Below are 24,921 nucleotides of genomic sequence, written 5' to 3' on the forward strand. Positions count from 1 at the left end.
CGGCGGACCCGGCATCGGTCCGCTACCGTGTGGACCCAGCTTACGCCTCAATAACCACAAGGTCTGTGTGGTTATTTGTCGCAAAAGTATTCTTAAGGATTCGAAAGCTTAGGGGGCGGCAGGAAAAGCTTTAGGGCGTCGACAGGATCCGTCATCGTGCGCTGCGTTCGACAAGGTAAGCGGGGGCCGTCACGTCAAGGCGAGACGACGCTGCGAATCCACCGGCCAATGGCTGGTCAGGCGCCGAGCCAGGTCGCGCTCGCAGGCAAGATGCAGCTGCGCAAGCCCCAGCCAGCGAGCCAGCGATTCGAGTCGGTCGGCGAGCGTCTCGAGAGCGTCGGCGTCGAAATCGACGCCCGGCTCGGGGTGAAGCGCCAGTATCGCCAGCTCACGCGTCTCGCGCCGGGTGCGCAGATCGACACGGGCGATCAGGCGGCCCCGGTGCAGGAAGGGCATCACATAGTAGCCGAAGACCCGTCGATGGGGCGGTACGTAGAACTCCAGCCGATAGTGAAAGCCGAACAGCCGCTCGGTGCGTTCGCGATACCAGATCAGTGAGTCGAAGGGCGATAGCAGGGCGCTCGCGTCCAGTCGTCGAGGAATCACCGGATCGCCGACGAGATACGCCGTCTGCCGCCAGCCGGCGACCGATACCGGCGTCAGCGATGCCTCTTCAAGCAGGGTCGCCAGCGCCTCGCGTGTCGCCTTGGGTGTCAGACGGTAGTAGTCGCGCAGATCCTTTTCGGTGGCGACGCCGAGTGCCTCGGCGGCCTGATAGAGCAGCTGGCGGTGCGCCTCGAGGGGCGTCGGTACCGGTTGCTGCAGAACGCTGGCTGGCAGGACACGCTCGGGCAGATCGTAAAGTCGTTCGAAGCCGCGCCGGGCCGCGACGGTGACCTTGCCCGCCGCGAAGAGCCACTCCAATGCGTGTTTCTCGTCGCTCCAGTCCCACCACTGACCGGCTGGTGTATCGCGCGTATTGAGCGCCCCGGCGCTGACGGGGCCGTGTGATTGGACGTTGGCCAGCACGCGTTCGATGACATCCTGTCGTTCACGACCGAAGCGTGCCAGCCCCTTGTAGATGCCGATGCCGCGGCGGGCTTGCTGCATGCGCCAGACGAGCGCGGGATAGCGCGACAGCGGCAGGAGCGAGGCTTCATGGCCCCAGTATTCGAACAACTGGCGATGGCGATTCCGCCCCCAGGCCGCCTCATCGAGCAGGGCGGTCGGGTAGTCGCCGAGACGCGCGAAGAGCGGTAGGTAGTGGGAGCGAACCACGGCGTTGACCGAATCGATCTGCAGCACGCCGAGCTGGTTCAGCAGGCGTTTGAGATGACCGCGGTTGGGGCGCTGGGGCAAGGTCGCCGTGAAGCCCTGTGCCTTGAGCGCGAGATGTCTTGCCTGGGCGGGTGTCAGCTCGCGCTGGGCGCGAGCAAGCGAGTCGCGTGAAAACATGGCAGCGGAATGAGTGGATTCGAGTGCCGGTCAGTGTCGTTCAGCCTGCATGAGATGACCAGCGGCGGACACGCCAAACGCGAACGGGAGGGGGAGCGAAAACGCCAGGGCCGACGATTGGCTTGCGATGCCGACGAACGCCACCATTGCTAACATGGCGATTCCAACGCGGGCGGCGAGTTCGCGTGTGCTGCGTAGGAAGGATGCCGTGCCTCATCTGTTTACCAATCGTGCCAAACTTTCCAACCTGACGCGTCGCCCCCAGAACTGGCGCGACGACTTTCGCTGGGAAACCGCCAACGCGGTGCTCTACAAGGCCGGCGGCCTGCTGTTTATCATCGGCAGCGTCTTCTTCTTTCCCCACTTCGAGGCATATCAGGATGTCGGCGCCTGGATTTTTCTGGTCGGATCGCTGCTTTACCTGGTGGTGACCGGACACGATATTCTGGAGGTGCGCAAGTTCTGGCGGTTACGCGCGCATCATGGGCTCGACCGAAGACTCGAGCTGATCGCGGCCGTTAGCTATCTCGCGGGTACGGTGTTGTTTACCGTGGGCAGTCTCTTCTTTCTCGACTGGTGGGGCTGGATCGTTGCCGGTGGCTGGTGTTTCGTGATCGGCTCTCTGCTGTTCGTGCTCGGGGCTAGCGTCAACGTGCTGCAGATCATTCAAGCACCATCGCTGCTTTCCATGCAGCTGACCAATCTCACGGCGGTCACGTTCGTCGTGGGCTCGGTGCTGTTCGCCATCGCCTCCATTCCCTACCTGTGGCATTTCGATGCCGCGACAAGGCCGGAACGGCTGTTCACGTTTCTTGCCTGGCAGTATCTGACCGGCAGTCTGCTTTTCTTTCTGGGCGGCGTGTTCAACTACTACCGCGCCTATCTGCTCATGTGTCGCCGGCGTGACGGCGAGAGCCGCCACGCCGGCGACGATGCCTTGCTGATGGCCTATCTGCGAGGCGAGATCAGCGCCGCCGAGTTTCGCGCGGCCTGGCGCAGCGAGGGGCTGCCCGCCAGCGGCATGCCCTGACGGGTTCGAGATCGGCTCCTATCGTTCATCACTCTTTCTCGGCCAGTGCCTCAACGAGCGTGTCGACGTTGTGGCGGAACATGCCGAGATAGGTGCTGCCTTCGCCTTCCGGCGTCAGGGCGTCGGCATAGAGCTCGCCGCCGATGGCCACGTCGGTCTCTTCGTGAAGCTGGTTGATCAGCGCCGGGTTGGTCATGTTCTCGATGAACAGCGCCCGAGCATGGCTCTCTTCGATCTGCTGGATCAGTGCGCCCATGTCGCTCGCGCTCGGCTCGGATAGCGTATTGATGCCAACCGGTGACAGCATCTTCAGCCCGTAGGCATCGGCGAGATAGCCGAAGGCGTCGTGGCTGGTGATGATCAGACGGTCCGACTCGGGGATCTGGCCGAGCCGTTCCTGCGCGCTGGCGTCCAGCGCCTGCATCTCCTCGAGGTACTGCTCGGCGTTGGTGCGGTAGTCTTCGGCGTTGTCCGGATCGAGTTCGACCAGCGCGTCGCGGATGTTGCGCACGTACTGCTCGGCGTTCTCGAGGTCCTGCCAGGCGTGCGGATCGACACCGCCATGATGGTGGTGATGGCCTTCCGCTTCGGCATGGTCATGCCCGTGGTCGTCATGATGCTCGCCGTGGTCGTCATGATGCTCGTCGTGATCGTCATGATGTTCGTCGTGGGCGTCATGATCACCCGCGTGATCGGCGTGCTCGTCCTCATGACCCGAAAACGCGCGGGTCTCGATGCCGTCGCTGGCCACGACCACGTCTCCCTCATATCCACTCGCGTCGATCAGGCGGTCGATCCAGCCCTCGAGCTGCAGGCCGTTGACCACTACCAGATCCGCGTCCGCCAGCGACTGGGCATCGGCCGGGCTCGGTGAAAAGGCATGGGCGTCGCCGTTGGGGCCGACCAGCGAATCGACGCGCACGTGCTCGCCGCCCACCGTTTCGACCATGTCGTCGAGAATGCTGAAGCTGGTGACGATCTGCAGCGGCGCCTGCGCCTGGGCGCTACCGGCGAGTAGGGCGGAAGCACCGAGGGCGCCGGTCAGCAGTGCGCGAAACGGGACGTGCGACATTCTGGGATTCCTTCTTCGGATCAACGAACGAGGGGGCAGGCGCCGGAAACGGTCAACCGGGGTGCGGCGCCTTGGAAAAGCCGATTAGCCGTGGGCGTCCGGCGGCAGCATCGGCTGGACTCGGCGGCGCCAACGCGCGAATACGCTGTGGTAGCGCCCGAACAGGGCGGAAAGCAGATAGATGCCACCCGCCAGTAGAATGATGCAGGGCCCGGAGGGCAGGCCGGCATGATAGGAAAGCAGCAGGCCGCCGACGCTTGATAGCATGCCGATCGCGATCGCCAGCCCCATCAGCCCCTCGAGCCGCTTCGACCAGAAGCGCGCCGCGGTGGCCGGGAGCATCATCAGACCCACCGCCATCAGCGTCCCCAGCGTCTGGAAACCGGCGGTGAGGTTGAGCACCATCAGCCCCAGGAACAGGCCGTGAACCGCGCCGCCGCGCACGCCCTGGCCGCGCAGGAAGAGCGGGTCCAGGCACTCCACCACCAGGATGCGGAAGATCGCCGCCAGGATGAGCAGCGTGGCGCTGGAGACGCCGACGATCAGCCAGAGGGCCGTGCTGTCCACGGCCAGAATCGAGCCGAACAACACATGGGTCAGGTCGACACTGCTGCCGCGTAGCGAGATCAGCATGACCCCGGCGGCCAGCGAGATCAGATAGAAGCTGGCGATCGCCGAGTCTTCACGATGTCCGGTCAGGCGCGACACGCCGCCGGCCAGCCCCGCAACCAGCAGCCCGGCTATCAAACCGCCGGCACTCATTGCCGGCAGCGAGAAGCCCGCCAGCAGAAAGCCGACCGCGACGCCCGGCAGTACTGCGTGCGCCATGGCATCGCCGACCAGGCTCATGCCGCGCAGGGTGAGAAAGACGCCGAGCGGCGGCGCCACCAGCGATAGCGCCAGCCCGGCCACCAGGGCGCGGCGCATGAACCCGAAATCGACAAGGGGGGAGATCAGCCAATCGATCATGACGCCTGCTCCCCGGTCATCGACGCAGGTGCCGTGGAGAAGAGCGCGCCGGCCGTCGGCGAGGCCGTGCCCAGCGCCGCCGGCGTGGTCCAGGTGCCATGGCCGCGATCCAGCAGCAGGACTCGATCCGCCAGCCGCATGAGCTGCTCGTGATCGTGCAGCACGATAATGATCGATACGCCCTCGCGGGCCATGTCGCGCAGGACGTCGATCAGAATATCGACGGTCGCGGCATCGACGTTGGCGAAGGGCTCGTCCAGCAACAGCAGCTGTGCCTCCTGCATCAGGGTCCGCCCGAGCAGCGCACGTTGGCGCTGCCCGCCGGAAAGCTCACCCAGCGGGCGGTGCTCGAACGCCTGCAGGCCGAGGCGGTGCATGATCGCCTGGCCACGGCGATACTCCGTTCCGCCGTAGCGGCGAAAGCTGCCGTGCGTCGGCCAGCAGCCGGACATCACCAGCTCCTCGACGCTCATCGGGAAGCTCAGATCCAGCGCCAGCTGCTGCGGCAGCCAGGCGCGACGGGCGTTGGGCACTGCGCAGTGCACGCGGCCACGGATCGGCTTCAGCACGCCCATGATGCCCTGCACCAGTGTGCTCTTGCCGGCGCCGTTGGGCCCGACCAGGGCGGTGATGCTGCCGGAGGTGAATTCACCATCGACGTTTTCCAGCACCAGGCGATCGCCCTGGGCCAGGCTCAGGGATTCGAGGGTCAACACAGGTTTCATGTTCTCAACCCAACCAGCCGCCGGCCCAGGCAGCCGCGAGCCATAGAACGGCAACCGGCGCCAGTGCCAGCAGCACGCGCTGGCCCGCGCCAAGAGACATCAGGGAAAAATGGCAAGGCCCGTCAGGGCGGTGACGATGTGACATGACAAGGAGGTGCCTCGGGGAATCGGTGGGTAAGGTTATAATATAACAAAAGAGGTGGGAAGAGCTGACGCTGAGATTGGGCGCACCCGAATGCATTGCCGGATTTTTGTAGGAGATCTGCGACAGTCATTGTCAGTTGGCTTGCTGCGCCAGCGTAAGTGCGTTACGAACAGTAACGGATATAACTAAAGCAGCCAGTCTACATGGATGACCTTTCCAGTACCGATCTCAAGACGATTCTGCACTCTAAGCGGGCGAACCTCTATTACCTCCAGCACTGCCGCGTGCTGGTCAATGGTGGTCGAGTCGAGTACGTCACCGATGAGGGCAAGCGATCAAAATACTGGAACATCCCGATTGCCAACACCACCTCACTGTTGCTGGGTACCGGCACCTCGGTCACTCAGGCGGCGATGCGTGAGCTGGCCAAGGCCGGTGTGCTCGTCGGCTTCTGCGGTGGGGGCGGGACACCGTTGTTCTCCGCGAACGAGATCGATGTCGAGGTCGCCTGGTTCAACCCCCAGAGCGAATACCGCCCGACCGAATACTTGCAGTACTGGGTAAAGTTCTGGTTCGACGACTCGCTTCGACTGGAGGCCGCCCGTCTCTTCCAGATCGAGCGCGCCAAACAGGTCGAAAAGCTCTGGCTGGACTCTCGTTACCAGCGTGATAGCGGCTTCTCGCCCAATGACGGTGAATTGGCCGCCCTGCTGGCGCGTAGTCGAGATTCCATTGCGCTGGCACCCGATACCACGGCGCTACTGACGGAAGAAGCGCGGCTGACCAAGCAGCTCTTCAAGCTGGCGAGCCGCGCAACCGACTACGGCGATTTTACTCGGGCCAAACGCGGCAGCGGCGCGGACCCTGCCAATCGATTTCTCGATCATGGCAACTATCTGGCTTACGGCCTTGGTGCCACCGCGACCTGGGTGCTCGGTTTGCCACACGGCCTGGCGGTATTGCATGGCAAGACGCGTCGAGGCGGTCTGGTGTTCGATGTCGCCGATCTGATCAAGGACGCCGTGATTCTGCCACAGGCCTTCATCTCGGCCAGTCGTGGTGATGAAGAGCAGGAATTTCGCCAGGCCTGCATCGAGCGACTCAGCCGTGTCGAGGCGCTCGACACCATGATCGATACCTTGAAGCGCGTGGCCGAACGCCTTGGTCATGAGGCAACGTCATGAATGTGCTGCTTGTCTCCCAGTGCCACAAGAATGCCCTGAAGGAGACGCGGCGAATTCTCGATCAGTTCGCTGAGCGCCGTGGAGAGCGCACCTGGCAGACGGCTATCACGAAGAGCGGGCTGGATACGCTCCGCAAGCTGCTGCGTCAGAAGGCGCGCAAGAACAGTGCGGTTGCTTGCCACTGGATTCGCGGCCACGACCACAGTGAGCTTCTGTGGATCGTCGGCGATGCCTCGCAGTTCAATGTGCGGGGTGCCACGCCGACCAACACCACACGTCGCAACGTGTTGCGCGCCGAGGACGAAAACGACTGGCACTCGCTGCGGCTGATCCATCTGCTCGCCTCGCTGGCGGCGCTATTTCACGATCTTGGCAAAGCCAGTGACGCCTTCCAGCTTCGGCTAGCCGGCAAGCTGGAAGGGCGTAATCGCTTTCGCCATGAATGGGTGTCGCTGCGATTGCTGGAGGCATTCGTCGATGATGACAACGATGCAGGCTGGCTGGCGAGACTTCAGCAGCTCGGCGAGGGAAATGATGCCCGGTGGCTTGGTCGACTCAAGCGCGATGGTCTGGATTCGCTAGGGGAGGAAGACGCACCGTTTCTACATCTGCCGCCACTGGCCGCCGCTGTCGGCTGGCTGATCGTCAGCCATCACCGTCTACCCGCGAACCCTGCCGAGTATGAAGATGGCACTCAGAAATGGGTCGGCGCTCGCGCCACTCTCAACGCGGATAACGTGCCGACACTCCCCGGTGCGATCACCGCCAAATGGAACGAGATCGTACAGCCCGCCAGCGAAGACGAAGACTGGCCGTACTGGCGCTTCTCCCGAGGATTGCCGATCGAGAATGAAGCCTGGCGCGCGCGCGCGGCACGACTGGCTCGCCAGTTGGAAGAGTTACGCCTAGCCGCGCCACCGCTCGAGTCGCCCTACGTCATGCATCTCGCGCGACTCTCGCTGATGCTCGCTGACCACCACTATTCGAGCCTTGCGACTGAAGGCCGGCTGCAGGGCGATTGGACGGCAAACGATGGCAAGATTCATCTCTATGCCAATACCGTCTTTGAGAGCGGCAAGCGCAGACTTTCGCAGCCGTTGATCGAGCACCTGCTTGGTGTGGTGCGCGCGACTGGCGAGATCACACATCACTTGCCGGATCTGACTACGGCACTGCCGCGCATCGCTCGCCATAAAGGCTTCAAGGCGCGTAGCAAGCTCTCTCGCTTTCGCTGGCAGGACAAGGCCTACGACCTTGCGGTCGGGCTGCGCGATAAAAGTCACGAACGGGGCTTCTTCGGCATCAACATGGCGTCGACCGGTTGCGGCAAGACAATCGCCAATGGCCGAATCCTTTATGGACTGGCGAATCCGGAGACCGGCGCGCGCTTCTCGATCGCGCTGGGGCTGCGCACGCTGACCCTGCAGACCGGCCAGGCCTATCGCGAACGACTGGGGCTTGGCAGCGACGAACTGGCGATTCGTGTGGGTGGCAGTGCCAGCCGGGCGCTATTCGAACATCAGCAAGGCCAGGACAGCGGTGGGTCGGAGTCCCGTGCGGGCCTGCTGGATGAGCAGGCTCACGTCGTCTTCGAGGGAGACATCGACAATCACCTGGCGCTCGGCAAAGCCGTGAGCGATCCGCATGCGCGTGCGCTGATCGCCGCGCCGGTGCTGGTCTGTACCATCGATCACCTGGTGCCGGCGACCGAGAGTCTGCGCGGTGGTGGGCAGATCGCCCCGATGTTGCGGTTGATGAGCGCAGATCTGGTGCTCGATGAGCCGGACGACTTCGACATCAAGGATCTTCCCGCCCTGACGCGACTGGTCTACTGGACAGGCCTTCTCGGCTCACGGGTACTGCTCTCGTCGGCAACGCTGCCGCCGGCGCTGGTGCGCGGACTTTACGATGCTTATCGAGAAGGGCGCGCCGAGTACCAGCGACATCGAGGAACGCCAGGCGCACCGGTCGAGCCCGTTTGTGCGTGGTTCGATGAGAACGGCTGCGCACATCAGGGCTGCGCGGACGGTGAATCGTTCGACGCCGCTCACAATGCCTTCGCCCAAAAGCGCGCGGATCGGCTCGCCGCCCTGGAACCCCGGCGCCGCGGTATCCGCGTGCCGGTGTCGGCGCCTTCCAAACATCCGGATGCGGTTCACAAGGCGGTAGCGCAGACCGTGCTGACACAGGCGCTTGCGCTGCACGCGCAGCACCACTCGATCGACCCGTTCAGCGGCAAACGCATCAGCTTCGGGCTGGTGCGGATGGCCAACATCGAGCCGCTGGTCGCCGTGGCGCAGGCGATCTATCGCTCGGAAATTCCCGAAGGCACGCGGATTCATCTCTGCGTCTATCACTCCCAGTTTCCGCTGCTGCTGCGCTCACGGCTGGAAAACCGGTTGGATCAAGTGCTGGACCGCCGCGAGCCGAACGCGGTGTTCGAACTGGCCGATGTTCGCGCCCGGCTCAGTGATGAAGACGAGAACCATCTATTTATCGTCCTGGGATCTCCTGTAACAGAGACCGGCAGGGATCATTGCTACGACTGGGCCGTGGTCGAACCCTCCTCGATGCGCTCCATAATTCAGCTCGCCGGGCGCGTACGGCGCCACCGCCAAGATCCCGTTACCGCGCCCAATATCGCCCTGCTGGAGACCAACGTGCAGCGGCTAAAAGGTGAGCGGCCCGCTTTTCGCCGCCCAGGCTTCGAAAACGACGACTGGCCGCTAACCAAGCATGATCTAACCCACCTGCTGCGCGATGAAGAGATCGACGCCATCGACTCGCGCCCATGCCTGTTGCCGATAGAGGTTCCCGAGCCGACCGGCAAGCTGGTCGACCTCGAACACGCCCGGCTCAAAATGCTGATGGTGGAAGGTGCCGAGCTGCCGCGGCAGCGGCGTGCTCGGCGCAGAAAAACACTCCATCTGGGCACGTATCTCTTCTATCGCCCCACGGCGATGTCACTCAGTGGCATCGCCAGCCAGCAGCAGCCGTTTCGTGAAGACAACGAGCCGGAGGCCGAATTCGTGCTCTACCCGGATGAATTTGATGAGGATTACGGCTTCTACCGAGTAGATCAGGAAGGCCGTGAGGAGACACTCACGCCGGTGGAATCCGAGCTGGATCGTCTGGCCGACGAAACGCTGGCGAACTCGCGCATCACACCCTGGAACGAGCCGGACTACATCGCCGCGCTGAACGAGCAGGCCGAAGTGATGGACATGACGCTTGAGCGCTGCGCGAGGCACTTTGGAGGGATTCGACTCAAACGGGACCGCGCGCCGCAGGGGTGGCACTTTCATCCCGCGCTGGGGTTTGTTAGGCGGAAATGAAGCAGCCGGCCCTATAAGGCCGGCTGCTGCTGCCTATGCGGCAGCAGAAATAAACCGCTGATAGGCACGCGGTAATTTTCTGAGCTGTCTTGCGACAGGTGGTTGATTGTACCTACAATGTCTCTAGACATCTTTTATTCTCCTTAACCTCTGATGGTCACGCTGTAATGGTTGTTTTTCAGTGGCTGAGGACTGTAGGATTAGAGATGTGGGGCATGGCAGTGCCCCACGTCAAAGTGAATCAATGCTGACTTGATGAGGTCGGCCCCAAGCTTTCTGGGCAAGTGAGGGCAGGAGGATACGCAACGTGGCTAGCTACCACCGCAAGATAATAACCCTGTGACGGGCTAGCGTCCGTCCATATCCAAGCCCCGAGGCAGCAATGCTTCGGGGTTAATTATGCCATGTCTTCAAAAAATCCCCCAACTAATGGCAGATCGCCCATGTCGGAATCTCCTCCGCCAGCGTCTATGCGCGCGCTGATCGATCAATTCATTTACCACCGTTATCAGACCAAGACGGAAAAGCTCGCGCCGGACGATCCCGCTTATCTCAAGCTGCAGCAACAGTTCGAGTCGCAGACCTGGCTGGCTGACGCCGCGCGACGCGTCAGTCAGCTTCAGGTCGTCACCCATTCGCTCAAGGCGATTCACCCCGACGCCAAGGGCACCAACCTCTACGTCGAGCCGGGTCAGCTCGAACGTGACGAGCTGGTCGGTAGCCACTGCCTGTCTCCGGATTTTGAAGGCGACGTCGTCGGTAACGCAGCTGCCTTAGACGTCTATAAGCTATTAAAATTGCAATGGAAAGGGCGCTCTCTGCTGGAGCTGGCGCTGGAAGGTGATGGCGCCCTGGTCGAAGGGCTTAGCGATAATCGCACCGAGGCGGAAACCTGGGTACAAGCCTTTGCCAATATTGTCGAACCCAAAGGCGCGCCGAGTTCTCACGCCCGTGGCAAGCAGCTTTACTGGCTGGTCGGTGATGAACCTGGCAATGACGCGAACTACCGACTGCTGGCACCGCTTTATGCCACGGCTTTGGCGCATCCGTTTCACGCGCGATTGAGCGAAGCTCGTTTCGGCGAGCACGCCAAAGCCGGCCGCAAGGCGCGGCGAGACAATACGGTTTTTGAAGGCGGCTACGCCGACTACCTCAATCTCGCCGTTCAAAAGTTCGGCGGCACCAAGCCCCAGAATATCTCCCAGCTCAATAGCGAGCGCGGCGGCCAGAACTACCTGCTCGCCTCGCTGCCCCCCCACTGGCAGTCGCGCGAGGTCACAGCACCCCTGCGAACCGAGTCGGTTTTACCTCGTTTTGGAAGGCGAGCGCCGGTGCGGCAGTTGGTTAACGATCTTGTGAGCTGGATGAGACACAACATCAAGGAGGACGAGAGGCGACTACAACAGGGGAAAAAGCCCCGCAAAACGATGCAGGATCGAGATCTTCACGATGACCTGACAGCATCTCTGACAGATGAGCTGTTGCTGTTTACCTTCGAACTACACCGGCTGCCGGCCGGTTGGTCGGCCAACGCTGACTGTCGTCTGGTTTTGGCAGAGCAGTACTGGCTCGACCCGGGACGTGCTTCGCTAGACGCCGATTTCGATAGCGCGCGTCGACAGTCGCAATGGCAGGAAGAGATCGCACAGCGCGTTGCCCGGTGGCTACGCCACGCTATTGATCGTCGAGTGACGGTAAGTCTTGGCGACCCGGAACATGATTTCTGGGCCAGTCGGGTTGAGACCGTGATGGAAAGCTTCCGCCGCCAGCTCGATGACCTGCAGGACGCGCTGCGTGACGACGATGACGAAGGAGAGGCGGCATGATCGTTTCCACACCGCACCTTCTCGTACTGCCGCGGCTGCGCATCCAGAACGCCAATACCATCTCGAGTTCCATGACCTGGGGCTTTCCCGCCATGAGCGCCTTCATGGGGGCCGTTCAGGCGCTGGAGCGTAACCTGCCTGACGATATCCGAATCGTCTTTAACGGTGTCGGCGTGGTGTGCCATCACATCGAGCCGCAAGTTACCGAGGGCGGTTTTACCCGCGCCTTCCATCTCACCCGCAACCCGGTGGACAAGACCGGCAGCACGGCGGCCATTGTCGAAGAGGGCCGCGCACATCTGGATGTCACGCTGCTGATCGGCATCGAGTCCAACGGTGACGATCTGGGCAGCGCCGAGCGCCGCCGTGACATCGCCCATCGGCTTTTCGAGCAGGTGCAGGGCATGCGCGTCGCCGGGGGCAGCGTCATGCCGCCCCTGAGTGACGCGACGCGCCAGCGCCCTGAGCTGATCAGCTTCGATGATGACGAAGATAGGCGCGGCAAACAGTGGCGCCGTCTCAAGCGCCGGCTACTGCCCGGATTCGCGCTGGTACTGCGCGATGACTATCTGAACGAGCACACTGCAACGCTCAAGGTCGAGGATGACAGCGCGACCGCGCTCGATGCCTGGCTCGATCTCTGTCGGCTCAATCACGAGTGCCGGATCGAGACGCAGCAGGACAAGGAGGGCCAGGCGAAGGAGGTAGCAAAGTGGGAGATCCGCCGCCCCTATCCCGGCTGGCTGGTGCCCATTCCGGTCGGCTATGGCGCCATCTCCGAGCTGTTTGCGCCCGGTGAAGTCGCCAACGCTCGCGACCCGGCGGTGGCGTTCCATTTCGTCGAAAGCCTCTACTCGATCGGCGAATGGGTCAGTCCCCATCGCCTGCGAACCCACGACGCGCTGCTCTGGTTCGTGGAAAACGACCTCGAACGTGGCGTCTATCGCCTCACCAACGACTATGCCCTGACCCATTCAGAAAACGACTGATCATCAAGGAGAACACCATGGCCAAGAATGATGCTTTGAAAACCGCTTCCGTCCTCGCCTTCGAGCGCAAACTCGATCCTTCTGATGCCCTGTTCAGCGCGGGCCGCTGGGATGATCGCAGCCAATATGAGCAGTGGCCCGCGATCACGGTTCGGGAAAAATCCGTACGCGGCACGATCTCCAATCGTTTGAAGGCCAAGGATCAGGATCCGGCCAAGCTCGATGCCGCTATCGAGAACCCCAACCTGCAAACGGTCGATGTTGCGACGCTCCCTCATGATGCCGATACGCTGGCGGTGCACTTCACGCTACGTGTACTGGCCGGCGCTGGCACGCCCTCGGCCTGCAATAACGCCGCGTATCAGCAGAAGCTCAAACAGACGGTGACCGGCTATGTCGGTGAGCACGGCTTTGGTGAGCTTGCCCATCGCTACGCCTGCAATCTCGCCAACGGGCGATTCCTATGGCGTAACCGCATTGGCGCCGAGATGGTCGAAGTCGTCGTTAGCCAAATTCAGGAGGGCCAGAAGGCACAGCAGTGGACGTTTGATGCACTCGGGCAGTCCACGCGCCGCTTCGACGGTGATGCCGATACGAAAGCATTGGGGGGCTGCATCGATCAGGCGCTGTCTGGAGAGCGCTACCTGCTACTGGATGTCGTCGCTTTCGCCCGAGTCGGGGCAGGCCAAGAGGTCTTCCCGTCTCAGGAGCTGATTCTCGATCGTTCCCGTGGCGACAAGAGCAAGACGCTCTACAGCATCGGCGATGCCAAGCATGCCGCCATTCACTCGCAGAAGCTCGGTAATGCGCTGCGCACCATCGATACCTGGTACCCACAGCCGGAAGACGGTAGCGATCTTGGCCCGATCGCAGTCGAACCCTACGGTTCCGTGACGACGCAGGGCAGTGCTTACCGGCAGCCGAAACAGAAAAAGGATTTCTACAACCTGCTCGACAACTGGCTGCTCAAGGATCAGGCGCCCGCAGTAGAGGACCAGCACTTCGTGATGGCGACGCTGATTCGTGGCGGTGTCTTCGGCGATGCGGGGTAAGCCATGGATCATTACATCGACATTCGGCTGCGGCCGGATCCGGACTTTCCGCCCGCCATGCTGATGGGTGCGCTCTACGGCAAGCTACATCGAGCGCTATTTGATCTGGACGCGAACGATATTGGCGTGAGTTTTCCTGAGCACAAGACTGGCGTGCGAGCGCGTACGCCGGGAGATCGACTACGGATCCATGGAAAACGAACTCGACTGGACCTGCTGATGACGAGGCCCTGGCTAAAAGGAATCAATGAACTCGTCGAGTGTGCCGAGATCAGCACTGTTCCAGTTGAATCACAACATCGCAACGTTCGACGCCGGCAGTTCAACACGGGCAGTCCAAGTCGTGCCAAGCGTTACGCGAAGCGCCACGACATGACGCCAGACGACGCGCAGGCACTCTATCGGGACGTCGCGCAACGACGTATCGAACTGCCATTCGTTCAGATGGCCAGTCGGTCCAGCAGCGAGCGCTTTGCCCTGTTTATCGAGCATGGCCAACCACAGCCGGAGCCATCGTCCGGCCAGTTCAATCACTACGGTCTCAGTAAGGACGCAACGATCCCCTGGTTTTGACCCTTTTTTGAGAGATATCTCGTGAAGACTATAAATCAGTAACTTAGCGACGCCTCCTGAATTTAGGGGGCGTCGCTTTGTATAGCCGTTGCTCTTTAACAATCAGATGGTTAACGTGAAATAGCGCTAGTGCGCTGCCGCCCAGGCAGCTCAGAAATGCACGCCTCACCGGACTGCACCCACCACAGCGTGCGCTGCCGCCCAGGCAGCTCAGAAATGGTTCCGCTCACGGATCAACACCAGTCGGCAGTGCGCTGCCGCCCAGGCAGCTCAGAAAAATGACGGGTCCATGTCCAGCAGTGCCACCTTGTGCGCTGCCGCCCAGGCAGCTCAGAAATTACGTATGTCTTGCATATGTAAGCGAACATCGTGCGCTGCCGCCCAGGCAGCTCAGAAATCAACGTGAAGCGCTACGCTCTCTTCGTCGACGTGCGCTGCCGCCCAGGCAGCTCAGAAAGGCGAGATCACCGGGCCACCAGAGCCCGAATAGTGCGCTGCCGCCCAGGCAGCTCAGAAAGGCTCACGGCCGACGCCGACATGCACGACCAGGTGCGCTGCCGCCCAGGCAGCTCAGAAACTGTCTGGCAGGACATCGGGCGTCGACTGCAAAGTGCGCTGCCGCCCAGGCAGCTCAGAAATGGCGAATCAGGCTCCATGGCTTGACCGGCTGGTGCGCTGCCGCCCAGGCAGCTCAGAAACTGGATCTCTCGCCACCCTCGGCGTTTGATCGGTGCGCTGCCGCCCAGGCAGCTCAGAAATCTCGCCAGTTGCCGTTTAGACTGATATTGGAGTGCGCTGCCGCCCAGGCAGCTCAGAAATTCGCCAGTTGCGTGACCCGCGCTACCCGCTGGTGCGCTGCCGCCCAGGCAGCTCAGAAATAGACTCGCGTCGCCTCGCGCGAGGCGGAGAGGTGCGCTGCCGCCCAGGCAGCTCAGAAAAGGGCCTCCGCCTCGCACAGCACATGCGCGAAGTGCGCTGCCGCCCAGGCAGCTCAGAAAACTCGGTCGCGCGCTGGAGTTGCTGGTAAGGCGTGCGCTGCCGCCCAGGCAGCTCAGAAAATGGTGCCTCCGGGCATGAAAAAGCCGCCCGTGTGCGCTGCCGCCCAGGCAGCTCAGAAACGCCGGAGAACCGACGAGAGGTGGCACGATGAGTGCGCTGCCGCCCAGGCAGCTCAGAAATATCTGGTCGGCCTGGCCGTCACCGACACGCCGTGCGCTGCCGCCCAGGCAGCTCAGAAAATCACCGATCGCGTCGAGTGCCTTTTGCAAGTGTGCGCTGCCGCCCAGGCAGCTCAGAAATGCGCAAGGCGCTGAATATCGCGGCGACGGATGTGCGCTGCCGCCCAGGCAGCTCAGAAAAATGCGTTGTCACGCAATGTGACCCTTGACACGTGCGCTGCCGCCCAGGCAGCTCAGAAAGTCCCGATGGCATGAACGATGCGAAATGGACGGTGCGCTGCCGCCCAGGCAGCTCAGAAAAGCGCGCCATGGCCGAGGAGCTGACAAAAGATGTGCGCTGCCGCCCAGGCAGCTCAGAAAACAGCGCCCACGCGTCCAGCAAGTCATCGATTGTGCGCTGCCGCCCAGGCAGCTCAGAAAATAACGGCATTCGCATTGAGATGAACGAAGCGGTGCGCTGCCGCCCAGGCAGCTCAGAAATCCCGCAGCACCTCGGCTACCGATTCCGGCCAGTGCGCTGCCGCCCAGGCAGCTCAGAAAACCTCCGCATCAACAAACTCGATTTCATCCTGGTGCGCTGCCGCCCAGGCAGCTCAGAAATCGGCTCGCTGCCGCGAACTGCAGGAGAGCCGGTGCGCTGCCGCCCAGGCAGCTCAGAAATTGATCTGCGCGGCCTGGTCCTTGTCTGCCACGTGCGCTGCCGCCCAGGCAGCTCAGAAATACCTCGACGAATATTTCTGGATCAACGGCTTGTGCGCTGCCGCCCAGGCAGCTCAGAAAGACGGCGAGCTCACTGATGGTGATCTGGCTGCGTGCGCTGCCGCCCAGGCAGCTCAGAAAGAGACCACCGTCGCCAAGACCGAAGACAACACGTGCGCTGCCGCCCAGGTAGCTCAGAAATGTCAGATTCCGTCGGGGAAGTACTCGGGGACGTGCGTTGCCGCCCAGGCAGCTCAGAAATCCTCCGACCGGATAGCGTGTCGCATGATGTCGTGCGCTGCCGCCCAGGCAGCTCAGAAACTGATAGACCGTCGCGCCGGCTTCGAGGTCGTGTGCGCTGCCGCCCAGGCAGCTCAGAAACTGATAGACCGTCGCGCCGGCTTCGAGGTCGTGTGCGCTGCCGCCCAGACAGCTCAGAAACGCAGATATCGGCCGACCCGGACAAGCTCCAGGTGCGCTGCCGCCCAGGCAGCTCAGAAATCCAAAACCCCGGTACCATGAACATGACCACGGTGCGCTGCCGCCCAGGCAGCTCAGAAAACTGGGAGTATCAGATCGCCAAGGGATATGGTGCGCTGCCGCCCAGGCAGCTCAGAAAACGCTGAGCGAGAACACCATCAACAAGGTGATGTGCGCTGCCGCCCAGGCAGCTCAGAAATGCTCGGAGCGGAATGCCGCGAGCTTGGCGTCGTGCGCTGCCGCCCAGGCAGCTCAGAAAACACCGCGACCGGGCCGGTCGAATCGCCAGTGGTGCGCTGCCGCCCAGGCAGCTCAGAAATGAAAATACGACATGAGCGCATAAGGGTCGGAGTGCGCTGCCGCCCAGGCAGCTCAGAAACTCTCCGTGGCGGCTTTCAACATCGCCAGCCCGTGCGCTGCCGCCCAGGCAGCTCAGAAATGTTGAATACGCGGCTAGACTCTACGAAGGAAGTGCGCTGCCGCCCAGGCAGCTCAGAAATTGAGCGACGTCGCATCGTTGAGCTCGTCGTTGTGCGCTGCCGCTCAGGCAGCTCAGAAACCAACCTCGAAAGGCTTGGGAATGAAAAACGCGTGCGCTGCCGCCCAGGCAGCTTGGAAACGCCTGTGCTCGAGCGTTAGCAAGGAGGGCTAGGGTAAGAGCGCATAGGTAGAGATTGTTACTGGTGCTCTATCAATAGCCGCGATATTTTTCTTCGGAACCATCAATTAGTGAGCTAATAAAATAACCCCCATCATATCGTCAACGGTTGAGCCAGGGGGCCAACCCCCTAACGATGATATGGGAGGTTCCGATGAAAACTCGTCTTCTTGCAGCTGTTGCCATGATTGCAGTACTACCCACCATGGCTCAGGCCAACAGTGCCATGACGGAGAAGGCTTTCGCGCGTCAGCACGAGGCGTTGAACACACAGGTCACGACGGAATATCAGCTGCTGCCGAGCACGTATCGTTTCGATACGGTGGGTGGTGGTCACAGTACTGCCGAAGGGGCGTCGCTGAGTTTCGTCAATGCCGTGACGCAGCGCGCGACAAATATCGATGGCGGCAGCCCTGCGCTGGTTGGCGGCGGTCAGAGTGACGCCGCGGCGAAGGCGCTCGAGCGCGTTAACGGTGGCGCAGGCCCGGTCGCCGGTCATGTCGAGATGTCGTTTGCCAGCACCCGCTGATCGCGTTTCACGCGACGCGACGCGCGCGCCCACCTTGGCAGGATCTGCCTGAGTCACCTCCAACTTCCCCGGTCTGTCGATCGGGGTTTTTTGTTTTGGGTCGGCGCACTGCCGTCCAACGCCATGCGCCAATATCTAGAGGACTCAACCTCTGGTGCCATCGGTCGATAACGACAGTATGTTTAGGCAACGACGCCAGGAACGCTCTCGACGCCGCCATGGAAGTTGAAGCTCCTCTCGGGGAACCGGTCACTGTGACCGATACTGCGCATATCGCGACCGTTATCGAGTCGCTGGAAGATGACGTCTATACGCTGTCGCTGCGCGTCGATGGCGAGGCAACGCATTTCCCGGTCATGCCGGGAGTCGTCGAGCGTGAGTCCCGGCGCGTGCGCCTGCGCGCGCTGGATGCGCAGTCACTGGATATCGACCGGCTGCAGGGCGCCAGTGTGGCGCTGCATGCTGAAGGGGTGGCGGAAACGCTGCGCTTTGGTGAGAGCGAGGTGATCGAGGTGACCCGCGATGGTGACCGCGTGGCCATGCTCTGTCGGCTGCCGCAGTCGCTGCAGACGCGCTCCAAGCGTCGCAACGCGCGCTTTACCCTGGTCAAGGGCATGAACGCGCGGGTTTCGATGACGCTCTTGCCGGGACAGCCGGCGGTTCAGGGGCGGCTGTGCGATCTCTCCGCCTGCGGTTGTCGGGTCGAATTTCCGTTGAACCAGAGTGCGCCTTGCCTGCCGGGTAACGAGATTCCTGCGCTGGAAATCCTCTTTCCCAATGGCAGCGCGTTGTCGCTGCGTGGCGAGATTCGTCATGTGACGCCAGCGGGGCGATCGCATCGGGTGGCCATGGGCGTGGCCTTTGGCGAACTGAGCGCGGAGCAGGCAGAGCGGCTGGTGCATGCCGTCAACGAGACCGAGCAGGAACTGGGGTATCGAACGCGCGAAGCAGGGCAGATGGCCTGGCCCTCACCGCTCTATCGCTCCGACCGGGGCGTTCGCTCGTCGGCGCTGAAACGGCAGTCACGCCAGCCGCAGAGCTCGCCGATGGTCAAGGTGCTCAAGGACGTGGCGCGACAGCTTCACCTGACGCTCCTGAAGCTGCAGCAGCGTCGACCGTTGCCGACGGCAATGCTGAACCTGTGCGCGGATCGCATGCTCGAGCTGCACGGGCAGCATCGCCAGAACTTTCTCTATGCGTTGCACTGTCTCGGTGATGAGCCGGCCTGGGTGCAACATTCGATCGGTGTGGCGGGGCGGCTGGCGGACCTGCTGGCCGTGGATGAGGCGATGCATGGCATGGTTCGGGACGCGGTGGTCGGCGCGCTGCTGCACGATATGGGCAAGGCGATGTTGCTGGGACGTTCGTTGCCGTCGCTGGTCGGCGAAATGAGCGAGACACAGAAGCTGGAGCTGCGCGGCCACGTCGATGTGCTCAATACTCGGCTGCGGGAAGTGGGCTGGCGTGGTCGCCCGGCGACCCAGTTAGTGATCGATACCATCAACGAACGCCTCGACGGCAGCGGGTACCCGCGAGGACTGACGGCGGAGTCGATGTCGCCGCTGTCACGTGTCGCGGCCGTGGTCGACGTGATCGATGCCATGACCCGCTCGCGCGGCGACCGTCCGCCGCAGACGGCGGTGGAGGCCTATCGTTGTCTCTATGGTGCGCCGGGATGCTTCGACAAGTCCTGGGTTACGCGCTATATCCAGCGCCACGGCTTCTATCCCATCGGTAGCCTGGTGCGTTTTTCGCGCGGCTTTCTGGCTTGGACCATGCAGCTCGACGAAAGCGGTCAGCCATCGCAGGTACGCGTGGTGATGAATATCGCCGGCAAGTATTCCGCGCTCGACGATATCGTCTCGAAAATCGACTTTCATGAACTAGGCAAGCCGGATGGGCTGGTGCGGCCGGAAGCCTACGGGCTGACGCCGTTCTAGGCGCCGCCCGTCAAACGCATCAATCCTCGTCGTCTTCCGGCGCCTGGAAGGCGCGCTTGTCGTCGGGCAGACGCACCATGTCCCCCAGCGAGAGGTCGCCGAAGTTGTCGTGGCGCTTGCCGTCATCTCCGATCAGCGCGGCCACCTTGCCGATGCTGGTTCCTTCCTTGTAGGCCTCGACCTGCACACGCACGGTCGCACCGTGGTAATGGCCTGTCAGGATCATGCCGGGTTGCGGTGTGACGCGATGCTGCTCGTCCTTGGCAAAATGGGCATCGACGCTGTCGCTGCCGGGGCTGTCCCATTCGATATGCTTGTGCATGGCGTCCTCCTTCGCTGCTTTTGATGAATCTGGCGTCTACAGCGTAGCGTGGAATCGCCGCAAACGCCGCCGCTCCCGGCGCGCGGCATGCGATCACGAAGCGTTACAGACAGGCTTGTCTTTTGACCGGGCAAGCAGCAGAGTTAACGAGGCAGTATTGGCCAACCACGATTCGTAATCCGCCATTCACAATCAACAATCCATTACCAGCCATTCATCATCAACCACTCATCATCAACCACTCATCATCAACCACTCATCATCAACCAAGAGCGACAACAGCGATGAAGAAGACAGTATTGGCACTCGCGATCGCCGCGAGTGCGGCGTGCGCCAGCGCCGCGCAGGCTGAGGTCAAGGTCGGTTTTCTGGGGGGCTTCACCGGTGGCATCGAGAGTCTGACGCCACCGATCTTCGACGGCGCCAAGCTGGCGATGCAGGAGATCAACGAGCAGGGTGGGCTGCTCGACGGCGAAGAATTGGTCATGCCGTCCGGCGATACCACCTGCTCCGATGCGGCCGCGGCTTCCAACGCCGCCGATCGGCTGGTCAACAGCGAGCAGGTCACGGCAATCGTGGGGGCGCTGTGTACCGGGGCGACCATTGCCGCCGCCAACAATGCGGCCATTCCCGGTGGCGTGGTGATGGTCTCGCCGGCCTCTACCGCGCCGGCGGTCACGGATCTCGACGACAACGATCTGGTCTTCCGCACCGTGCCGTCGGATGCCTTCCAGGGCGAGCAACTGGCCAAGCTGCTGCTCTCCAAGGGAATCGAGGATGTCGCGGTGACCTACGTCAACAATGACTACGGTCAGGGGCTCGACAGCGCCTTCACCGACACCTTCGAGGCCGAGGGCGGCACGGTCACGGCCAACCTGGCCCATGAAGACAACCGCGCCGACTATCGTTCCGAGATCGGTCAGCTCTCTGCCGGTGGCTCGCAGACGCTGGTCGTGCTCGCCTACGCCGATACCTCGGGGCAGACGATTCTGCGCCAGGCCTACGAGAGCGGCGCCTTCATGCAGTTCGCCGGAGGCGATGGCATGGTCGGCAATTCGCTGGTCGAGGCGATCGGTGCCGATGTGCTCGAAGGCATGATCGCGACGCGGCCGGGCTCCCCGGATACGCCGGGAACCGCGCTCTTCACCGAGCTGGCCGAGTCCGCTGGTATCGATCCGAGCGCGGTCTTCGCGGCGCAGTCCTACGATGCCGCCTTCCTGCTGGCGCTGGCGATCGAGAAGAATGGTAGCGCCGATCGCGAAGGGCTCTCGGCGGCGCTGCGCGATGTCGCGTCGGCACCCGGCGAGACGATCCTGCCCGGCGAATGGGAAAAGGCCAAGCAGCTGCTCGCCGAGGGTCAGGAGATCGACTATGAAGGCGCTTCCGGCAGTCAGGACTTCGATGACAACGGCGACGTGCCGGGCATCGTGGTTGAAATGGCGGTCGAGGACGGTGCCTTCGTGACGAAGGGACCGGTTGGCGAATAGTCCCACGGTACTATGACTCCGGGATGCAGCAGGCCCGGGGCGTAACCGGAAGCAATAAATGCAGAACCCCGAGCTCAGGCTCGGGGTTCTGCGTTTTCGGGCGGCGCGGCCGCTCTCAATCGTGATGCTTGACCTTCTCCGGGATCAGCCCGCCCGGCGCGAAGCGCAGCACCAGCAGGATCAGCAGGCCAATGACGAAGACGCGCGCCTGCAGCGCCCGGCTGTCGAGGTTGCCGGGCTGCCAATCGAACCAGTGTGCGCCGAGGGCAGTCACGCCGTGCATGACCGCCAGCGCCAGCGGGCCGGACATGATCCAGATCACGTAAACCAGCACCGCCCCGAACAGCGTGCCCAGGTTGTTGCCGGGGCCGCCCAGAATCACCATGACCAGCACGAGAAAGGTGTGATTGAGCGGCAGGTAGCCCTGCGGGTCGAAAATGCCGGTGAAGCTGGTCAGGGCCGCGCCGCCTAGCCCCATCAAGATGCAGCCGAAGACGAAGATCTCCTGGCGGCGGCGGTTGATCGACTTGCCCATCGCCGCAGCGGAGACCTCGTTGTCGCGGATGGCACGGATCATTCGCCCCCAGGGCGCATGATAGGCGCGGTGGAGCAGAAAGAAGATCACCGCGATCATGATCACGGTCACCGACAGATAGAGCGCACGAGCGGTGACGAAGCCGACGGCGCCGGGATCTGGCACTGGCCAAGGCAGTGGCGAGATGGTGGCGGTGCCGCGGGTCAGCCAGTCCGAATTCTTGAGAAACGCCTTGATGATCTCGGCGATCCCCAGCGTGGCGATGACCAGGTAGTCGCTGCGCAGCCCCAGGCAGATATGGCCGATGAGGTAGCCGACGCCGCCGGCCAGGGCGCCGCCGACGATCCACCCGAGCCACACGGGCAGCCCCAGTCCGCCGACGAAGTCGACCTGCGACTGGATATCGCCGGTAACCTCGCGCAGCCAGCTGACCACGACCAGGTAGGCGACAAGCCCCACGACGACGGCGAGCAGCGTGCGCAACAGCTTCGGCACGCCGAGACGGTCGACGCGACAGACCGCCCAGACCAGCGCGATCGCGGCGACGATCGCCAGCAGAACGCCACCCAGCCGCCACGGCAGGTCGCTGGCCCAGAAGTCATGATTGACCGGGATACTGAAGAAGGTTGCCGAGAAGCCGCCGAGCGCGACAAAGCCCATGATGCCGGCGTTGAACTGGCCGGCGTAGCCCCACTGAATGGTCAGCCCGAGCGCGAGAATGGCGTAGCAGGCGGCTTCCACCAGCATGCGCGTGGCGTAGGCCGGCCCCATCATCGCGAAGACGCCGAGCACGATCGCGGCGAGACCGCCGAACAGTACCAGCTCGCGGATCGGGCGCGTCGGTGGGGTGGGGGCGGGCGCCTGGCGGCGGTGCTGCGAGGCGTCGTCGCGGTTGGGCGAAGTAGACATCGTCATCAGATCACCTTCCCTTTGAAAATGCCGGTCGGGCGCCAGATCAGCACCGCGATCAGGATGAAGAAGGGCACCACGATCTTGTACTCGGTGCCGACCAGCGCGAGATTCGCGGGCAACGCCAGCCAGTCCGGCAGGCTGTCACGGATCGGGCGCAGCAGCACTGACCAGTTGAAGACCGCTAGCGTCTCGGCAAAGCCGACCAGGAAGCCGCCGGCGATGGCGCCGAACGGATGACCGACGCCACCGACGATCGCCGCGGCGAAGATCGGCAGCAGCAGGAAGAAACTCAGGTCCGGCTTGAAGGCGACATCCAGCGACAGCAGCGTGCCGGCTAGGGTCGCGAGCGACCCGGCGATGACCCAGGTCAGCGTGATGATCAGCCGGGTATTGATGCCGGAAGCGCGAGCCAGATCCGGGTTGTCTGACATCGCGCGCATGGCCTTGCCGAGACGCGACCGGGTCAGAAAGAGATGCAGGCCGACCACGGCGGCGATCGTGACGACGAACAGGATGACCTGCGGCTCGGTCAGAATGATCGGTCGGGTAATGCCCGGCACCTCGAGGCGGAAGATCTCCTTGCGCGCATCCACATAAAGGCTCTGCGCACCGGTGCCGGCGAACAGGCGAATCAGACCCTGCAGCATCAGCGTGACGCCGAGCGAGGCGATGACCATCACGATCGGCTTGACCTTGTGCGTTCTCAGCGGTTGGTAGAACGCCCGGTCGATGCCCACCGCGACCAGCGAGGTGAACACCATGCCGATCGGCAGCATGACGATCGCGGTCGGCAGGCCGAGGGCATCCCCCGCATGCGGGAAGAGCATGGTCAGCAGCAGCACGACGAAGGCGCCCAGCGTCATCATGTCGGCATGGGCGAAGTGGGCGAAGCGCAGAATGCTGTAGATCAGCGTTACGCCGACCGCGCCCATGGCATAGATGCAGCCGGTGACGCTGCCGGCAACCACGACATAGTTGAAGAAGTAGATCAGCTCATTCACGGCGACATCTCTTGGATCAGAAAGACTTTCTGGGATCAGAAAACCCTGGAAATCGAATTCATGCCGGCTGCGCCAGCGTGAAGGTCGGCCTCAACCGCCGAGGAAACTCCTGGCCACCTGTGGATCGTTCAGCAGCGCCTCGCCGCTGTCGGTAAAACGGTTTTGCCCGGCGGCCAGCACGAAACCCTTGTGCGCGATGCGCAGCGCCTGCTTGGCGTTCTGCTCGACCATCAGCACGCCAACGCCGGTCGCGGCAATCGCCTTCACGCGTTCGAAGATCTCGTTCATATAGCGTGGTGAGAGTCCGGCAGTGGGCTCGTCGAGCAGCAGCACGCTGGGCTCGTTCATCAACGCGCGCCCCATGGCGACCATCTGGCGCTGGCCGCCGGAAAGCTCGCCGGCGGGCTGGCGACGCTTCTCCTTCAGCGGCGGGAAGAATTCGTAGATCTGCTGCTTGAGGCGCGAGGCGCTGGCCGGCTTGAGAAAGGCGCCCATCTCGAGGTTCTCCTCGACCGACAGGCTGGGGAAGATGTTCTTCTCCTGGGGGACGAAGCCCATGCCCCGTTCCACCAGCTTGTGCGGCGAGAGGTTGGCGATTGGCTCGCCGCGCAGGCGAATGTCGCCGTCGGTGACGCTCAGCAGGCCGAAGATCGCCTTGAGCATGGTCGATTTGCCGGCGCCGTTGGGGCCGACGATGACGCCGATCTCTTCGGCTTCGATCGCCATGTCGACGCCGTTGAGAATGTTCATGCCGCCATAGCCGCCATGAACGTCGATCGCTTCGAGTAGTGGCATGCGTCGCTCTTTCGTTGTTGTTTGGCCGGT

General features: G+C 62.7%; 19 protein-coding genes and 1 CRISPR repeat array. Of the genes, 10 read left to right on the forward strand and 9 right to left on the reverse strand.

Features of this window, described 5'->3' with window-relative positions:
- Nucleotides 1–189: 189 nt before the first annotated feature.
- Nucleotides 190–1,455, reverse strand: a complete 1,266-nt coding sequence (locus tag MC381_RS03025) for a winged helix-turn-helix domain-containing protein (protein ID WP_251976240.1) — start codon at nucleotides 1,453–1,455, stop codon at nucleotides 190–192.
- Nucleotides 1,456–1,663: 208 nt separating this feature from the next.
- On the opposite strand from MC381_RS03025, the gene MC381_RS03030 reads away from it, so the two are divergent.
- Nucleotides 1,664–2,485, forward strand: a complete 822-nt coding sequence (locus MC381_RS03030; protein ID WP_251976241.1) for a YrhK family protein — start codon at nucleotides 1,664–1,666, stop codon at nucleotides 2,483–2,485.
- 28 nt (nucleotides 2,486–2,513) lie between these two features.
- Here the strand turns inward: MC381_RS03030 and MC381_RS03035 are convergent, their stop codons facing one another.
- The 4 genes from MC381_RS03035 to MC381_RS03050 form a co-directional block, all read right to left on the reverse strand.
- A complete protein-coding gene (locus tag MC381_RS03035; protein ID WP_251976242.1) occupies nucleotides 2,514–3,557 on the reverse strand; it encodes a metal ABC transporter solute-binding protein, Zn/Mn family in 1,044 nt (347 codons plus the stop codon).
- Between the two features lie 84 nt (nucleotides 3,558–3,641).
- A complete protein-coding gene (locus MC381_RS03040) occupies nucleotides 3,642–4,526 on the reverse strand; it encodes a metal ABC transporter permease (protein WP_251976243.1) in 885 nt (294 codons plus the stop codon).
- A complete protein-coding gene (locus MC381_RS03045) occupies nucleotides 4,523–5,251 on the reverse strand; it encodes a metal ABC transporter ATP-binding protein (RefSeq protein WP_251976244.1) in 729 nt (242 codons plus the stop codon). Before MC381_RS03045 ends, MC381_RS03040 begins: the two co-directional genes overlap by 4 nt.
- 4 nt (nucleotides 5,252–5,255) lie before the next feature.
- Entirely contained in the window at nucleotides 5,256–5,396 is a 141-nt protein-coding gene (locus tag MC381_RS03050) for a hypothetical protein (protein WP_251976245.1), read from the reverse strand.
- 203 nt (nucleotides 5,397–5,599) lie between these two features.
- On the opposite strand from MC381_RS03050, the gene cas1f reads away from it, so the two are divergent.
- From cas1f to MC381_RS03090, 8 genes are all read left to right on the forward strand, one after another.
- Nucleotides 5,600–6,580 carry a type I-F CRISPR-associated endonuclease Cas1f gene (cas1f, locus tag MC381_RS03055; RefSeq protein ID WP_251976246.1) on the forward strand — a complete coding sequence of 327 codons (981 nt, stop codon included), beginning with the start codon at nucleotides 5,600–5,602 and terminating at the stop codon, nucleotides 6,578–6,580.
- Nucleotides 6,577–9,915: a type I-F CRISPR-associated helicase Cas3f gene (gene cas3f / locus MC381_RS03060; protein ID WP_251976247.1), complete on the forward strand. Its 3,339-nt coding sequence runs from the start codon at nucleotides 6,577–6,579 to the stop codon at nucleotides 9,913–9,915. Before cas1f ends, cas3f begins: the two co-directional genes overlap by 4 nt.
- Nucleotides 9,916–10,385: 470 nt before the next feature.
- Nucleotides 10,386–11,741 carry a type I-F CRISPR-associated protein Csy1 gene (gene csy1 / locus MC381_RS03065; RefSeq protein WP_251976248.1) on the forward strand — a complete coding sequence of 452 codons (1,356 nt, stop codon included), beginning with the start codon at nucleotides 10,386–10,388 and terminating at the stop codon, nucleotides 11,739–11,741.
- The gene (csy2, locus tag MC381_RS03070; protein WP_251976249.1) at nucleotides 11,738–12,730 is read left to right on the forward strand and encodes a type I-F CRISPR-associated protein Csy2; all 993 of its coding nucleotides are present in this window, start codon (nucleotides 11,738–11,740) and stop codon (nucleotides 12,728–12,730) included. Before csy1 ends, csy2 begins: the two co-directional genes overlap by 4 nt.
- A 17-nt stretch (nucleotides 12,731–12,747) precedes the next feature.
- Nucleotides 12,748–13,782: a type I-F CRISPR-associated protein Csy3 gene (gene csy3 / locus MC381_RS03075; protein ID WP_251976250.1), complete on the forward strand. Its 1,035-nt coding sequence runs from the start codon at nucleotides 12,748–12,750 to the stop codon at nucleotides 13,780–13,782.
- 3 nt (nucleotides 13,783–13,785) lie between these two features.
- Nucleotides 13,786–14,355, forward strand: coding sequence for a type I-F CRISPR-associated endoribonuclease Cas6/Csy4 (gene cas6f / locus MC381_RS03080; protein WP_251976251.1), 570 nt, complete (start codon nucleotides 13,786–13,788; stop codon nucleotides 14,353–14,355).
- Nucleotides 14,356–14,484: 129 nt separating this feature from the next.
- Nucleotides 14,485–17,331: a CRISPR direct-repeat array (repeat unit 28 nt; unit sequence GTGCGCTGCCGCCCAGGCAGCTCAGAAA).
- Nucleotides 17,332–17,524: 193 nt separating this feature from the next.
- Nucleotides 17,525–17,899 carry a hypothetical protein gene (locus MC381_RS03085; protein ID WP_251976252.1) on the forward strand — a complete coding sequence of 125 codons (375 nt, stop codon included), beginning with the start codon at nucleotides 17,525–17,527 and terminating at the stop codon, nucleotides 17,897–17,899.
- 254 nt (nucleotides 17,900–18,153) lie between these two features.
- Nucleotides 18,154–19,839 (forward strand): HD domain-containing phosphohydrolase, encoded by a 1,686-nt coding sequence (locus MC381_RS03090; protein ID WP_251976253.1) that lies wholly within the window; start codon nucleotides 18,154–18,156, stop codon nucleotides 19,837–19,839.
- 19 nt (nucleotides 19,840–19,858) lie between these two features.
- Here the strand turns inward: MC381_RS03090 and MC381_RS03095 are convergent, their stop codons facing one another.
- Nucleotides 19,859–20,161 carry a hypothetical protein gene (locus MC381_RS03095; RefSeq protein WP_251976254.1) on the reverse strand — a complete coding sequence of 101 codons (303 nt, stop codon included), beginning with the start codon at nucleotides 20,159–20,161 and terminating at the stop codon, nucleotides 19,859–19,861.
- Nucleotides 20,162–20,445: 284 nt separating this feature from the next.
- Between MC381_RS03095 and MC381_RS03100 the strand changes: the two genes are divergently transcribed.
- Nucleotides 20,446–21,648 carry an ABC transporter substrate-binding protein gene (locus tag MC381_RS03100; protein WP_251976255.1) on the forward strand — a complete coding sequence of 401 codons (1,203 nt, stop codon included), beginning with the start codon at nucleotides 20,446–20,448 and terminating at the stop codon, nucleotides 21,646–21,648.
- 115 nt (nucleotides 21,649–21,763) lie between these two features.
- Here the strand turns inward: MC381_RS03100 and MC381_RS03105 are convergent, their stop codons facing one another.
- The 3 genes from MC381_RS03105 to MC381_RS03115 form a co-directional block, all read right to left on the reverse strand.
- On the reverse strand, nucleotides 21,764–23,098 hold the full coding sequence (locus tag MC381_RS03105; protein WP_374708148.1) for a branched-chain amino acid ABC transporter permease: 1,335 nt from the start codon (nucleotides 23,096–23,098) through the stop codon (nucleotides 21,764–21,766).
- Nucleotides 23,098–24,096 carry a branched-chain amino acid ABC transporter permease gene (locus MC381_RS03110; protein ID WP_251976256.1) on the reverse strand — a complete coding sequence of 333 codons (999 nt, stop codon included), beginning with the start codon at nucleotides 24,094–24,096 and terminating at the stop codon, nucleotides 23,098–23,100. Before MC381_RS03110 ends, MC381_RS03105 begins: the two co-directional genes overlap by 1 nt.
- Before the next feature lie 90 nt (nucleotides 24,097–24,186).
- Complete coding sequence (locus MC381_RS03115; protein ID WP_251976257.1) at nucleotides 24,187–24,891, reverse strand: ABC transporter ATP-binding protein; 705 nt, start codon at nucleotides 24,889–24,891, stop codon at nucleotides 24,187–24,189.
- Nucleotides 24,892–24,921: the final 30 nt, after the last annotated feature.

It is taken from the genome of Salinicola avicenniae (assembly GCF_023736115.1).
Lineage (GTDB): Bacteria > Pseudomonadota > Gammaproteobacteria > Pseudomonadales > Halomonadaceae > Salinicola > Salinicola avicenniae.

Excerpts from the sequence above, each read along its gene's own strand:
- MC381_RS03035 (WP_251976242.1), bottom strand. The coding sequence starts at position 3,557 with ATGTCGCACGTCCCGTTTCGCGCACTGCTGACCGGCGCCCTCGGTGCT.
- MC381_RS03085 (WP_251976252.1), top strand. The coding sequence starts at position 17,525 with ATGAAAACTCGTCTTCTTGCAGCTGTTGCCATGATTGCAGTACTACCC.
- MC381_RS03095 (WP_251976254.1), bottom strand. The coding sequence starts at position 20,161 with ATGCACAAGCATATCGAATGGGACAGCCCCGGCAGCGACAGCGTCGAT.
- cas1f (WP_251976246.1), top strand. The coding sequence starts at position 5,600 with ATGGATGACCTTTCCAGTACCGATCTCAAGACGATTCTGCACTCTAAG.
- csy3 (WP_251976250.1), top strand. The coding sequence starts at position 12,748 with ATGGCCAAGAATGATGCTTTGAAAACCGCTTCCGTCCTCGCCTTCGAG.
- MC381_RS03115 (WP_251976257.1), bottom strand. The coding sequence starts at position 24,891 with ATGCCACTACTCGAAGCGATCGACGTTCATGGCGGCTATGGCGGCATG.
- MC381_RS03100 (WP_251976255.1), top strand. The coding sequence starts at position 20,446 with ATGAAGAAGACAGTATTGGCACTCGCGATCGCCGCGAGTGCGGCGTGC.
- MC381_RS03045 (WP_251976244.1), bottom strand. The coding sequence starts at position 5,251 with ATGAAACCTGTGTTGACCCTCGAATCCCTGAGCCTGGCCCAGGGCGAT.
- MC381_RS03040 (WP_251976243.1), bottom strand. The coding sequence starts at position 4,526 with ATGATCGATTGGCTGATCTCCCCCCTTGTCGATTTCGGGTTCATGCGC.
- MC381_RS03105 (WP_374708148.1), bottom strand. The coding sequence starts at position 23,098 with ATGACGATGTCTACTTCGCCCAACCGCGACGACGCCTCGCAGCACCGC.
- csy1 (WP_251976248.1), top strand. The coding sequence starts at position 10,386 with ATGCGCGCGCTGATCGATCAATTCATTTACCACCGTTATCAGACCAAG.
- MC381_RS03050 (WP_251976245.1), bottom strand. The coding sequence starts at position 5,396 with ATGTCACATCGTCACCGCCCTGACGGGCCTTGCCATTTTTCCCTGATG.
- cas6f (WP_251976251.1), top strand. The coding sequence starts at position 13,786 with ATGGATCATTACATCGACATTCGGCTGCGGCCGGATCCGGACTTTCCG.
- cas3f (WP_251976247.1), top strand. The coding sequence starts at position 6,577 with ATGAATGTGCTGCTTGTCTCCCAGTGCCACAAGAATGCCCTGAAGGAG.
- csy2 (WP_251976249.1), top strand. The coding sequence starts at position 11,738 with ATGATCGTTTCCACACCGCACCTTCTCGTACTGCCGCGGCTGCGCATC.
- MC381_RS03025 (WP_251976240.1), bottom strand. The coding sequence starts at position 1,455 with ATGTTTTCACGCGACTCGCTTGCTCGCGCCCAGCGCGAGCTGACACCC.